This window comes from Sphingobacterium sp. LZ11T8 (assembly GCF_024261425.1).
In the GTDB taxonomy this organism is placed as follows: Bacteria; Bacteroidota; Bacteroidia; order Sphingobacteriales; family Sphingobacteriaceae; genus Sphingobacterium.
This window is the reverse complement of record NZ_JANBZY010000001.1, coordinates 470,501-483,465: the sequence shown is the minus strand read 5'-3', so window position 1 is coordinate 483,465 and position 12,965 is coordinate 470,501. Positions and strand designations below refer to the sequence as shown.

At 40.5% G+C, this 12,965-nt stretch carries 13 protein-coding genes; 7 read left to right on the top strand and 6 right to left on the bottom strand.

Annotated elements, in window-relative coordinates:
* Nucleotides 1-23 precede the first annotated feature (23 nt).
* The 7 genes from hisC (at nucleotide 24) to NLF99_RS01980 (ending at nucleotide 6,290) form a co-directional block, all read left to right on the top strand.
* Nucleotides 24-1,076 (top strand): histidinol-phosphate transaminase, encoded by a 1,053-nt coding sequence (hisC, locus tag NLF99_RS02010; protein ID WP_254526564.1) that lies wholly within the window; start codon nucleotides 24-26, stop codon nucleotides 1,074-1,076.
* A 6-nt stretch (nucleotides 1,077-1,082) separates the two neighbouring features.
* Nucleotides 1,083-2,222 carry a bifunctional histidinol-phosphatase/imidazoleglycerol-phosphate dehydratase HisB gene (gene hisB / locus NLF99_RS02005; protein WP_254526563.1) on the top strand — a complete coding sequence of 380 codons (1,140 nt, stop codon included), beginning with the start codon at nucleotides 1,083-1,085 and terminating at the stop codon, nucleotides 2,220-2,222.
* A 39-nt stretch (nucleotides 2,223-2,261) separates the two neighbouring features.
* Entirely contained in the window at nucleotides 2,262-2,852 is a 591-nt protein-coding gene (hisH, locus tag NLF99_RS02000; protein ID WP_254526562.1) for an imidazole glycerol phosphate synthase subunit HisH, read from the top strand.
* Between the two features lie 15 nt (nucleotides 2,853-2,867).
* The gene (locus NLF99_RS01995; RefSeq protein WP_185211341.1) at nucleotides 2,868-3,620 is read left to right on the top strand and encodes a HisA/HisF-related TIM barrel protein; all 753 of its coding nucleotides are present in this window, start codon (nucleotides 2,868-2,870) and stop codon (nucleotides 3,618-3,620) included.
* A gap of 1 nt (nucleotide 3,621) precedes the next feature.
* On the top strand, nucleotides 3,622-4,377 hold the full coding sequence (gene hisF, locus NLF99_RS01990) for an imidazole glycerol phosphate synthase subunit HisF (RefSeq protein ID WP_254526561.1): 756 nt from the start codon (nucleotides 3,622-3,624) through the stop codon (nucleotides 4,375-4,377).
* A gap of 10 nt (nucleotides 4,378-4,387) precedes the next feature.
* Nucleotides 4,388-4,975, top strand: a complete 588-nt coding sequence (gene hisIE / locus NLF99_RS01985) for a bifunctional phosphoribosyl-AMP cyclohydrolase/phosphoribosyl-ATP diphosphatase HisIE (protein WP_185211339.1) — start codon at nucleotides 4,388-4,390, stop codon at nucleotides 4,973-4,975.
* A 397-nt stretch (nucleotides 4,976-5,372) separates the two neighbouring features.
* A complete protein-coding gene (locus NLF99_RS01980) occupies nucleotides 5,373-6,290 on the top strand; it encodes a WD40 repeat domain-containing protein (protein ID WP_185211337.1) in 918 nt (305 codons plus the stop codon).
* Here the strand turns inward: NLF99_RS01980 and NLF99_RS01975 are convergent.
* The 6 genes from NLF99_RS01975 to dacB all read right to left on the bottom strand — a co-directional run bounded on the left by NLF99_RS01975 (nucleotide 6,262) and on the right by dacB (nucleotide 12,944).
* Nucleotides 6,262-7,095 carry a hypothetical protein gene (locus NLF99_RS01975; protein ID WP_254526560.1) on the bottom strand — a complete coding sequence of 278 codons (834 nt, stop codon included), beginning with the start codon at nucleotides 7,093-7,095 and terminating at the stop codon, nucleotides 6,262-6,264. The two genes, NLF99_RS01980 and NLF99_RS01975, sit on opposite strands and share 29 nt — an antisense overlap.
* A gap of 46 nt (nucleotides 7,096-7,141) precedes the next feature.
* Nucleotides 7,142-7,618 carry a GAF domain-containing protein gene (locus NLF99_RS01970; RefSeq protein WP_254526559.1) on the bottom strand — a complete coding sequence of 159 codons (477 nt, stop codon included), beginning with the start codon at nucleotides 7,616-7,618 and terminating at the stop codon, nucleotides 7,142-7,144.
* Between the two features lie 141 nt (nucleotides 7,619-7,759).
* Entirely contained in the window at nucleotides 7,760-8,104 is a 345-nt protein-coding gene (locus tag NLF99_RS01965) for a hypothetical protein (RefSeq protein ID WP_254526558.1), read from the bottom strand.
* A 471-nt stretch (nucleotides 8,105-8,575) separates the two neighbouring features.
* Nucleotides 8,576-9,160, bottom strand: a complete 585-nt coding sequence (gene ruvA, locus NLF99_RS01960) for a Holliday junction branch migration protein RuvA (RefSeq protein WP_185211333.1) — start codon at nucleotides 9,158-9,160, stop codon at nucleotides 8,576-8,578.
* A 9-nt stretch (nucleotides 9,161-9,169) separates the two neighbouring features.
* Complete coding sequence (locus NLF99_RS01955; protein WP_185211332.1) at nucleotides 9,170-11,455, bottom strand: NADP-dependent malic enzyme; 2,286 nt, start codon at nucleotides 11,453-11,455, stop codon at nucleotides 9,170-9,172.
* A 49-nt stretch (nucleotides 11,456-11,504) separates the two neighbouring features.
* A complete protein-coding gene (gene dacB, locus NLF99_RS01950; protein WP_185211331.1) occupies nucleotides 11,505-12,944 on the bottom strand; it encodes a D-alanyl-D-alanine carboxypeptidase/D-alanyl-D-alanine-endopeptidase in 1,440 nt (479 codons plus the stop codon).
* Nucleotides 12,945-12,965 lie beyond the last annotated feature (21 nt).

The following is a 12,965-nucleotide window of genomic DNA, read 5'->3' as shown; positions in this document are numbered from 1 at the left end:
TCGAAAAAATTTAGACTACTACAATGTCATTCAACTTAACCGCACTTCTTCGAGATAACATCAAGAACCTTGTGCCCTATTCTTCGGCGCGAGATGAATTTAAGGGAGAAGCATCTGTTTTTTTAGATGCCAATGAGAACTCTTTTGGCTCTCCACTTCCACATGATTACAACCGTTATCCGGATCCCCTGCAACATCAACTTAAGGGTAAGCTATCCAAGATCAAGGGTGTGCCTGCGGAAAATATTTTCTTGGGCAACGGTTCTGATGAGGCCATTGATATTTTATACCGAGCATTCTGTACCCCTAAAATAGATAATGTGATCTTGGTCCCTCCAACCTATGGGATGTATGAGGTTTCCGCCAATATCAATGATGTTGAAACACGGAAAGTCAATTTGACCAAGGATTTTCAGCTTGACCTTGACGGGATTGCTGAAGCAATCGATATGCATACCAAGATGATCTTTGTGTGCTCGCCAAACAATCCTACCGGAAACAGCATCGATCCATTGGATATAGAAACACTTTTAGTGAACTTCTCTGGTTTAGTAGTCGTGGACGAGGCCTATATCAATTATTCAAAGCAGAAGTCCTTTACCCATTCTTTGCCTGAGTTTCCTAATCTGGTCATCCTGCAGACCCTTTCAAAGGCCTGGGGCTTGGCCGCTTTACGCTTAGGCTTAGCATTTGCAAGTAAGGAAATCATTGAGGTTTTCAACAAGATCAAACCGCCTTACAATATCAACCAAGCTACTCAAGACTTAGTATTGGAGGCTTTAGAGAATGTTGAGGTAGTCAACAAATGGATTAAGACGACTGTTGCCGAAAGGGAAGAACTGTCCAAGAAATTGGAGGCTTTTCAACAGGTTGAGCATATTACACCTTCAGATGCCAACTTTATCTTGGTAAAGCTGGAGCGACCAAAAGAATTATATGGGCACTTGGTGGGACGTGGCATTATCGTTCGCGACCGATCCAAAGTAGCCTTATGTGAAGGTTGTCTGCGCATTACCATTGGAACAAAACTTGAAAACGAAAAATTATTAGAAGAGATCCAACAATTTTATAAATAAGTAAGCATGGCAGATCAATTAAAAAGAATACTGTTTATCGATAGAGATGGAACTTTAATTTTAGAGCCTGAGGATGAGCAGATTGATTCCTTTGCAAAGTTGAAGTTTTATCCAGGGGCTTTGCAGTACTTGCCTAAAATTGCAAAAGAACTTGATTTTGAGTTGGTGTTGGTAAGTAATCAGGATGGTTTGGGAACTTCCTCGCACCCTGAAGAGAACTTTTGGCCGGTCCATCAATTTGTTGTGGATACCTTTTCAGGTGAAGGAGTGACTTTTGTTAAAGAACATATTGACAAAACATTTCCACATGAGAATGCGGAGACCCGTAAGCCAGGAATTGGAATGTTAAAGGAATATTTTGACGAAGCGAAATACGACTTGGCGAATTCTTTCGTCATCGGAGACCGCGTCAATGATGTGAAATTAGCACAAAACCTTGCCGCTAAGGCTATTTGGTTAAGGAATAACGACGAATTGGGCATGCATGAGAATGTTGCCATTTCGGAGGATTGCATTGCATTGGAAACCAGCGAATGGAAAGCTATCTATGAGTTCTTGAAATTGGGAAGCCGTACCGGTGAGCACCATCGTAAGACCAATGAAACGGATATCTATATTAAATTGAACTTGGACGGAAGTGGGAAATCCGATATTGAAACGGGCCTTCCATTTTTCGATCATATGTTGGATCAATTAGCGCGTCATGGTGCATTGGATCTAACGATCAAAGCTAAAGGTGATTTACATATCGATGAGCACCATACCATCGAAGATACAGGAATTGCCTTGGGTGAAATCTTTTTGGACGTGTTGGGGAATAAGCGCGGAATTGAACGTTATGCCTATACTCTTCCAATGGATGATTGCTTAGCACAAGTAGCTATCGATTTTGGAGGAAGGAATTGGATTGTTTGGGATGCAGAATTCAAACGCGAGAAAATTGGAGATATGCCAACCGAGATGTTTTTCCATTTCTTCAAGTCCTTTTCAGATGCGTCAAAATCGAACCTGAACATTCAGGCGACTGGCGACAATGAGCACCATAAAATAGAGGCCATCTTCAAGGCTTTTGCGAAAACCATTAAAAAAGCGGTACGAAGAGATGTTGATAATATGCAACTTCCAAGTACAAAAGGTCTTCTTTAAAAACGAAATGGGATTTAAGGGGTTATATATAAAGGAATTATGATTGGGATAGTAAACTATGGAGCTGGGAATATATTTTCCATCACTGCAGCCTTAAAACGACTGAACATTTCTTATGGGATGATTAACCATCCTGAGGATTTTGAGCAGTATGAAAGGATTATTATTCCAGGTGTAGGACATGCTGGGGCGGCCATGCAAAAACTGCTGGAATCTGGGCTGTCCGATACCATCAAGACCTTAAAAAAGCCGGTGTTGGGGATCTGTGTGGGAATGCAGCTGATGACGGATTATTCAGAGGAAGGGCAAGCAGACCTTTTAGGGATCATTCCCCTGAAGACGTTACACTTTGAAAATAGGGTTAAAGAGAAGGTACCTCATATGGGTTGGAACAGTATTAATTTTGAAGAGAACTGTCCACTTTTTAAGGAAATTCCTAATAATTCCTATTTTTATTTCGTTCATTCTTATTACATTGAACATGAATTAACCTACGGCATAGCTACTTGTGAGTACGGACTGCCATTTTCGGCAGCAATAGCAAAGGATAATTTCTGGGCAGTACAATTTCATCCGGAGAAATCAGGAAAAGTTGGGGAGCAGTTATTGCTGAATTTTAATGAATTATAAATGAATTTTTAGACTATGTATATTATACCTGCAATTGATGTATTGGACAAACAGGTTGTCCGTTTGAGAGAGGGTAACTATGAAGATGTTACGACTTACTCCATTACTTTGGAAGAACAGATAGAGAAATACCATGCTAATGGTACCGAAATCGTTCATATCATTGATCTCAATGGTGCAAAGGGAGATTTTAGCAATCAGGAATACCTGTTTGATATCATTCGGAGAACCGAAATGAAGGTCCAATATGGTGGTGGTGTCCGTAGCATTGAAAAAGTAAAGGAATTAGTTGATGCAGGTGTATATCGCGTTATCGTAGGCACACAAGCTATTACAAACCCCACCTTTTTAGAGGAATTGAGCAAGCTAAATGAAGGTAGAACAAAATATGCAGATCACATTGTGATTGCGATCGATGTATTGGATGAAGTCATCAAATATTCCGGTTGGTTGGAGAGTTCTCCGATCAAATTAATCGAATACATTGATAAATGCTTGGCATTAGGTTTTTATCGCTTCTTGTGTACCGACATCAGTAAAGATGGAAAATTAGGTGGCGCAGGCGTTGAATTATACAAGAAATTATTGGATCATTCGCCAATTATCAAATTGATCGGTTCAGGCGGTATCAGTTCCATGGCTGATATTGAAGAACTGAACAATTTAGGTAAAATGGAATCTGTGGTTGTTGGCAAGGCAATCTATGAAAATAGGATCAGCATTGAAGAGATCAAAGCTTGGAACTTAAAAGCATTAATCAGTCTTTAAAATGCTAGCAAAGCGCATTATTCCTTGTTTGGATGTTAAGGATGGCAGGACGGTAAAAGGGGTTAATTTTGTTGACCTTAGAGATGCTGGGGATCCCGTTGAATTAGCTTGGCAATATTCGCAGCAAGGAGCAGATGAACTGGTATTCCTGGATATCACAGCTACCCATGAACGCCGAAAAACTACGGTGGATTTGGTAAAGGCTGTAGCCAGTCAGATCAATATTCCATTTACCATCGGAGGTGGGATCAATGAACTTTCAGATGCGGATATCCTGTTGAATGCCGGTGCAGATAAAATCTCTATCAATTCAGCTGCGGTCCGTAATCCTGAACTCTTAGATCAGTTTGCGAAAGCTTTTGGTGTTCAATTCGTGGTTTTAGCGGTTGATACCCGATTGGTAAACGGAAAGAATTTTGTTCACCTGCGTGGTGGTCGAGACCTTACCGATATTGAAACGGAAGATTGGATCAAGGAAGCAGAAAATAGAGGTGCCGGAGAAATCCTGTTGACTTCCATGGATCATGATGGAACCAAGAATGGATTTGATAATGGATTGCTGAAAAAGATCAATGATTCCATCCATATTCCCTTGATAGCATCCGGTGGAGCAGGGAATCAGCAGCATTTTGTGGATGTTTTCCAACAGTCCAATGTAGATGCCGCTCTTGCAGCTTCTGTATTCCACTATGGGGAGATTTTAATCCCTGAATTAAAAGAAACATTGCACGCCAATGGAATTTCCGTTAGGCGATAATACATAAAACATGAGTATTGATTTTAACAAAGGTGACGGACTTGTTCCAGTAATTATCCAAGACAATCAGACTTTAGAAGTTCTGATGCTTGGCTATATGAACGAAGAGGCTTGGAACAAAACCCAAGAAGAGAAAAAAGTTACTTTCTTTTCAAGGAGCAAAAATAGACTATGGACAAAAGGTGAAGAAAGCGGAAACTTTCTTCATGTTGTTAGTACTCATATCGATTGTGACCAAGATACCATTTTAATTAAAGCTGACCCTGTTGGTCCTACCTGTCATACAGGAAGCCGGAGTTGCTTTAATACGGAATTTAATCAGAACTTTCTATTGCAGTTGGAGCGCATTGTTCAGCATCGAATTGATTTTCCTAGTGATGAATCCTATGTGAACCGCCTGCGTTCAAGAGGTATCAATAAGATTGCTCAAAAGGTGGGCGAGGAAGCCGTTGAAACGGTTATTGCAGCCCTTACGGAAACAGAAAAGGATTTTATCAATGAGACTTCTGATCTGATGTTCCATCTTATTGTTCTGTTAAAGGAGAAAGGCCTGAGCCTAGAAACCATTGCCAAGAATTTGGAAGGAAGACATCAATAGGAGTTAAGATATTTTTATTTGAGGGATCCTCAGCCTTTGGCTGGGGATTTTTTGTGTGGAGATAGGGGGTGAATCCCAATCCCATCGCGCAGGTCAACGGCATTCTTTCCATTTTTCCACCAAGGAAATGAGCCGGTTGCTAAAGGACTTCCTGCGGAAGGATGGTTGTTTGTATATATTGGGAACCCCTGGAAAGGGTGACAGCTTTCTAACGGGATAATAATCTTGGTCCATCCTCCTATCCCCTCCATCCTGGTTCCACCCAGATCTTGGTTTATCCTCCCATCCCTTCCATCCTGGTTCAAATCTCCTCTTGAACGTAAGACTTATGTCAGCATTTGGGATAGCTGGTCGGGTTTCTTTTATTTCTGTGCGATCAAGGGTATATTTGCATAACATGAATCTAGAAAAGTTTAATATCAACCTGAATGGGACCTTGTCTGGTCATCAAAACCCTGTATTTGCCTTGGCCATTTCAAGTGTTGATCCGAATGCACTATTTACAGGTGGCAACGATAAAGGGGTGGTAGAATGGGATTTAGAGAGCAATAGCTTTAAAAGGATCCTTTGCAAGGTTGGAAGCTCCGTATATGCACTTTTGTCCATACCCGGAACTTCCTTGCTGGCGATTGGAATGAGATCCGGTCAGGTATTGGTGGTAGATACACAGAACCAAAGTTTAAAGGCAAATCTTAAGGTGGAACAGGGCGCTGTATTTTCGATAAAAACCATTCCCGGTAAACAGGAAATGATTGCGATCGGTGAGGAAGGCTATGCTTATGTTTGGAGTTTGGAGAATTTTGAGCTGCTTTATAGGTTTAAGGTTTCCAATACTACCGTTAGGGTAATTGAAGTGGATAAAAATAATTCGACTGTTGCGTTTGGTGATAAGAATGGTGAAATCCATTTATACCATGCCCATGATTTTCAGGAATTCAAGAAAAGGAAAGTACATGAGTTACCGGTAACCAGTTTACAATTTGACCCAGCTGGGAATTTGCTTTCTGGGGGGAGGGATGCGAAGTTATATAAATTGGATGCCAACCTGGATACGATTCAAGATATCGTTCCACATATGTTCACGGTTTATGGTATCAGCATAAATATAGAGGAGAATCTAATTGCAACGGTTAGTAGAGATAAGACCTTAAAAGTTTGGCGGCTGGAAGATCTAGCTTTGATCAAGAATATTTCTAGAGACCGTGGCTATGATAGCCATTATCTATCTATCAATAACATGCTCTGGGATCAAGACCGGATCTTTACCGTAAGTGATGACAAGACCATTAAGTTATGGAAGGTGGTTCCTGAATAGCGACGGCAAGCGATTTTCTTCTGACCGTACATCTGTAATAATTGAATGCAGTAAAGATTAACCCTAAAATCATAGAGATGATCAAGAATGGTAAGATGTCATATTGGGTAGGAAGAGGGTCCTGTTTGTTTTCTACATAAGCCCCGTAGCTTCCCCAAGCCAATACGGCTGAGACTGAGGGCAAATAATTGTAGTAAGAGTATGCTAACATGCAGGCACATGTGATTGCCAGTGCACCCAGGTTCAGATAGAAGTAAAAAGCATCCCCTAAGGTAAGGCTCAGTTTTGAAAGGATTACTGCAAAATTAAAGCCTATCACGAACATTAACCAGCCGGTATACACGCCAAATCCTAAACGGATAAAATATCGGGTAAAGGAATTGGTGGTCAGCTTTTTGATTTGGATCCGCTTGTTGATTACCATAACCGAAACGAGACAGATTATGGAATACATTAAGGACCAATAAAAATAATCATTGTGTTTCAAGGTCATGCTCAAACCGAGGGCCATCTGGTTCAAGATCAACAGGTAGTCGATTTTTTCTACTTTCCGGACTACATTTTCATTTAAGCTGTTTTTTTGCGTCCCTACATACATCATGTAAGCAGCCAAAACCATATTAAAAGCGATAAATGTCCATATTTTATAGCTGAACTTTGCTGGTGTCAGGTAAGATGGATAAAAGGCAATCGTATCAGTGAATGAAAAGCTGAATAAGAAACCATTCTCTAGGCATGCGATCCATAGAAAATTGAGGGCTACCATCACTAAATTCAAAAATGATAATGTCTTTGGTGCTGCCATGCTTGGTTAATAGTTAATGTGTTTGGCAGGACAAATATAAAGATTTTTACTGAAAATTAAGAAGTTCTAAGATGGTATTTAGATACTGCTTGTCGATTAAGTCAAACGAATTTAATTCTTTGCTGTCGACATCTAGTATGGCAATACATTTTTTGTTTTGAAAGAGAGGAACAACTATTTCAGATTTCGATAAAGATGAGCAGGCAATGTGTCCAGGGAATTCATCGACGTTGGGAACTATGACGGTTTCTTCTTTTGCCCAAGCAGTCCCACAAACGCCTCTGTTATAAGCGATTCTTGTGCAGGCTACTGGTCCTTGGAATGGGCCCAGCACCAATTCGTTTCCTTCAACAAGATAGAACCCTACCCAAAAGAAATTGAACTGCTCCTTTAAAGCTGCGCAGATATTTGCCAGATTAGCAATAAAATTGGTTTCTCCCTGTAGAAGACCTTTGATCTGTGGGATCAAGGATTGATATTGTTGTTCTTTACTTCCGCTTGTTATATGTAAATCTTCTGCCATGGTTTGGATACTTTTTTGATGCAAATATACGGAATTGTTGGGTGATCTGGGTTGAACCAGAATGCCCTTCGACGCCGCTCGGGGTACGGGAAGAGAGGATGGTCCAAGATCATTTCTTTTATTTTGGAGAATTAGGTACGCTCATTCAATATTTATCATCGGAGTCAGCCTGAAGGTTTCCCGAAAGATTTCTCGGGAATATTCATTCTTTAATTGAAATGATTTCTTTGTTACTTTTGAAGCCCAAAAGTAACCAAACCGACGAAGGAGCTCAGGGACACCAATTCTTTTCGTTACTTTTGAGGCGCAAAAGTAACCAAAACGCTTCGGCTCATTTAAGATGGCTTTTCGCACGGTCATCCGCACATGAAAAGAATGCCTTGTTGTCGGGAATATCTTTCTCAAGATCATCCCTTTTGATGGGATGATCTTGAGAAAGCATTCCAAGGCCAATCCCATCGCACAGGTCATCGGCATTCTTTCCATTTTTCCGCCATTGGAAATGAGCCGGATGCTAAAATGCTTCCTTCGGAAGGAAAATGTTTGAAATGGCGAAACCACAGCGTGGGTGAAATCTTTTTCAATAGTTCCTCTTTATGGGTTTAAAACAATAAAAAACAGTTTGCTCATCTTACGATTCGCAATGACCAACATCCTCATAAAAAAACAACAATAGATTCTTCGTTGCACTCTGAATCCCTCTTTAGCATATTTTAATTCTGAACTGTCAGTGAGGAATCTGTATGGTACTCCTCCAGCAGGTCCTGTCATGCTGTACCGAAGGTACAGGAACTGTACGCCAATACAATCTTGAAAGATTTCAAAATTGGGCTTTTGATATTTCCGAGGCCTATCCTCGATCATGATGGCATAAAATTCTAAATCAACAATCAACAAAAAAGAGGTTATCTTTATCAGATAACCTCTTAATCATGTTTTTATAAAGATAAATAACTCTTACAGGCGTTTTAAGGCTGCTTTGATCAATTGTTCTACAGAAAGATCTGGCTCGGCGGTATAAATGGCCTGAAGGGCTTTTTCCGCTTGAGCTTTTGGGAAACCTAACATGACCAATGCTGTCAATGCTTCTTCAGCTGAAGAAGGTTTGCTGACGATCAATGGAATCAATGCATCTGGGCCTTGCTTTTTAAGTTTATCTTGAAGTTCAAGAATCACGCGTTGCGCTGTTTTTGGACCAATCCCTTTTATTTTCTGGATGACATTGACCTGCCCATTGACGATAGCCTGTTGGATTTCTTCAGGAGTAATCGAAGAAAGCATCATTCTACCGGTATTCGGACCGATTCCAGAAACAGAGATCAAATGGTGAAAGAGATGTCTTTCTGCTTCTGTAGCGAAGCCAAACAGCGTTTGGGAGTCTTCGCGTACCTGAAAGGAAGCAAAAAGTTTACATTCTTCTTGATCTTTGATCTGGCTGTAGGTAGTCAATGAAATGTGCAAGTAATAGCCAATGCCACCCACCTCCAAAACGACATGGGTTGGAGCTTTAAAAACTAACTTACCTTTAAAATATTCGTACATAAGCTATGCTTACTGATTTTTTGATTCTTTTTCATGTTCAATTGCATCCACTACAGCAATGGTAACCATGTTCACAATTTCCCGGACCGAACTATCCAATTGCAATACGTGGATAGGTTTGTTCATTCCTAATAGAACTGGACCGACAGCTTCAGCATTCCCAACTTCCTGTAGTAATTTATAAGCAATGTTACCAGATTCCAAGTTCGGGAATACCAAGGTATTTGCTGGCTCACCATTTAAAGTCGAGAAAGGGAAGTTATCTGCCAATAGGTTTTTGTTCAATGCAAAGTTTGCTTGAATTTCACCATCTGCAACAATTTCAGGATGTTCTTTATGTAAGATGCTTACAGCCTCCCTTACTTTATCGGAAATATCACCAATATTTGAACCGAAGTTAGAGTAAGACAACATCGCTAAACGAGGTTTAACGTTGAACCTTTTAACTGCTGAATCCAATAAAACAGCAATGTCAGCAAGTTCGCGTGCGCTTGGGTTTGAGTTTACAGTGGTATCACCAAAGAATAATGGACCTTGGCTTGTCAACATAATGTACATCCCAGCAACTCTGCTTCCCGGTTTTGCTCCGATTACTTGTAATGCAGGGCGGATTGTTGAAGCATAATTGCGTGTCAAACCAGAAATAAGGGTATCTGCATCGCCAAATTCAACCATACTTGCTGCAAAGTAGTTACGGTTGGTCATTAACTTGCGAGAGTCTAATTTATTAACGCCTCTGCGTTGTCTTTTTTGGTATAAGTGTTCTGCGTATCTTTCAAATCTTTCAGATTTGATCTCAGCTTGAGGATCGATGATCTCAACACCATCCAGTTCAAAACCATATTCATGGATCAAATTGTTGATTTTTTCTTGGTTACCCAAAAGGATTGGGAAAGCAATTCCCTCTTCTTTAACAATCTGAGCAGCACGAAGGGTTTTATAATTATCAGCTTCAGCAAATACAACACGTTTAGGGTTAGATTTTGCTTTGGCGGTAATGGTACGGATCAAACGTTCATCTTTACCCAATCTCTTGCGCAATTCATCACGGTATGCATCCCAATCTTCGATTACCTTACGCGCTACACCAGATTCAATAGCAGCTTTTGCAACCGCTACGGAAACTTCCGTAATCAAGCGTGGATCTGTCGGTTTAGGGATCACATAATCGATTCCGAAACGGATGTTGTTGGCATTGTAAGCAATGTTCACTTCTTCAGGAACAGGTTGTTTTGCTAATTCAGCAATCGCCTTTACAGCAGCAATTTTCATGGCTTCGTTGATGGCCGTAGCTCTTACGTCTAGTGCACCACGGAAAATGTAAGGGAAACCAAGAACGTTGTTTACTTGGTTAGGGAAGTCAGAGCGTCCTGTACCCATGATGATATCATCGCGAGTTTCAAGAGCAAGCTCATAGGCGATTTCAGGATTAGGGTTTGCCATCGCCAATACGATTGGTTTTGGAGCCATGCTTTTCAACATTTCAGGCGTCAAAACATCGGCAGCAGAAAGACCGATGAAAACATCAGCATCCTTAACAGCATCTGCTAAAGTATGGATATCGCGATCAGTTGCCCATTCAGCTTTAGTAGGGTCTAATACCTCACGGTCCTTACGGATAACACCTTTACTATCGCACATTACGATGTTATTTTTATTAGCGCCTACAGCCACGTACATTGCTGTACAGGAAATTGCTGCAGCACCTGCGCCATTCACCACGATTTTTAGGTCGGCGATATTTTTATCCTGTAATTCAGAAGCATTAATCAGAGCAGCCCCAGAAATAATTGCGGTACCATGTTGGTCATCATGCATTACTGGAATGTTCATTTCTGCTTTTAAGCGGCGTTCAATTTCAAAACACTCAGGCGCTTTGATATCTTCAAGGTTCACACCACCGAAGGTAGGTTCCAAAGCTTTAACGATATTGACAAATTCATCAACGTTTTTGGTGTCTAACTCGATGTCAAATACATCGATATCGGCAAAGATCTTGAAAAGTAATCCTTTACCTTCCATAACGGGTTTACCAGCTTGGGCACCAATATCACCAAGGCCTAATACGGCAGTACCATTACTGATTACGGCTACCAAGTTACCCTTGGCAGTATATTTATAAGCGTCTTCGCTGTTTTCTGCAATTGCCAGACAAGGCTCGGCTACACCTGGGGAATAGGCTAAAGATAAGTCTCTTTGTGAACTGTGTGGTTTTGTAGGAACCACTGCTATTTTACCCGGACGCCCCATAGCATGGTAGTTTAAAGCGTCTTTCTTTCTGTTGATGTTACTCATTACAATTTTGGTTTATACTAATATTTCATGATTATCACCTAGTAATAATCTACTTTAATACATCTAATAATTTAAACATACGTTGGCGCATCTGTCCAGCAGGGCCTTGGTAGTTGTTGACAAGCAATGCGAAAGTATATTCTTGTCCATCGCTTGATTTTTGGTATCCTGTGTAACCTAATACACCGCCAATAGTACCACTTTTCATGGTAGTATTGTTAATTGTTGGCAAAGATTTTAGAAACTCATCATACCACGGTCTCCCTTTAGCATATTGCATGATTTTGCTCATCGCCAAAGTCGTCACTCTATTTTGAGGCGATAAGCCAGAACCATCGAAGGTATTGATGGCACTTGGGTCTATCGATAATTTATTCTGCCAATATTTGGAAACTAAGGTTGCCGATTTTTCTGTGTTGTATTCCATTGCGGAAACCACACCAATCAATTTTAACAGCGACTCTCCATATAGATTGATGCTTTTTTGGTTGAACCAATGCACAATTTCACCTAATCTAGGCGATTTGATCAGAAGGATTGAATTTCTTTTTGCATCCAAGATGCTTGAAGAATCCATATCTGTTAATCTTTTTGCAGTAGTAACCTTGTTCAAGGAGTCTGTAACAAAGATAGAATCTCTACCAAGCGCATCAGAAAGCGAATATGCTAAGTCCAATGCTGGATCAGGTACTGAGATTTCAATTGTTTTTTTGAGATTGGCGCCATAGGTACCTCTTAGGTAAACTTGTGTAGAATATGGAGCTGAATAAGCATATACATTATCCCCCGAACCATTGGCTCCTGTTTTTACTTCATTGATTAAATGGTAGAATGGAGCTTTCTGTACAGGCTGTAAGGTTGCTGGTTTACCAGGTGCACCCGGTGTAAAGTTGATTCCCAGTTTGTTTTCTTTCCAATTTAAAGCAGAGAATCCTGCCCCATAATAATTTCCGATATCTGTCCACATCCAAGTTCCCGGAACATCGTAGCCGTTGAAGAAAATATCATCAGCAATGATTTTACCATTGATTTTTTTGATGCCAAGGTTCTTGATGGCTTCGGACCATTTTGCCAATAGGACTTCCGGTTTAGTGTCTGGGTATCTATCACTGCCAAGGGTAGGGTCGCCCTTACCTTCGATAATGATATTGCCATTTAAGGTGCCTAAGGAGTCAATCTGACCGGTATAGAAAAGTTCAGTATTATAGGTGAAATCAGCCCCTAACAGATCTAAAGCTGTAATGGAAGTGATCACTTTCAAGGTAGATGCGGTAGGCATTCCGATCTGGTTATTGCTGTCGAAAACAATTTCACCAGTTTTTGAGTTTATGACCGTCAAGGAAGCCATGCCATTTTTTAGAGACGGGTTCTTGCTAAAAGCATCAAATGCCGTTTGGACTTTTGCCTTTACTCCTTGGGCTTGTACTGTTTGCGTGTTTAGGACGCTAATAACAGCAAGGAAATAAAAAAATGAAAAAAATCTTCTCATAGGTAGCAAATATCGTAATCT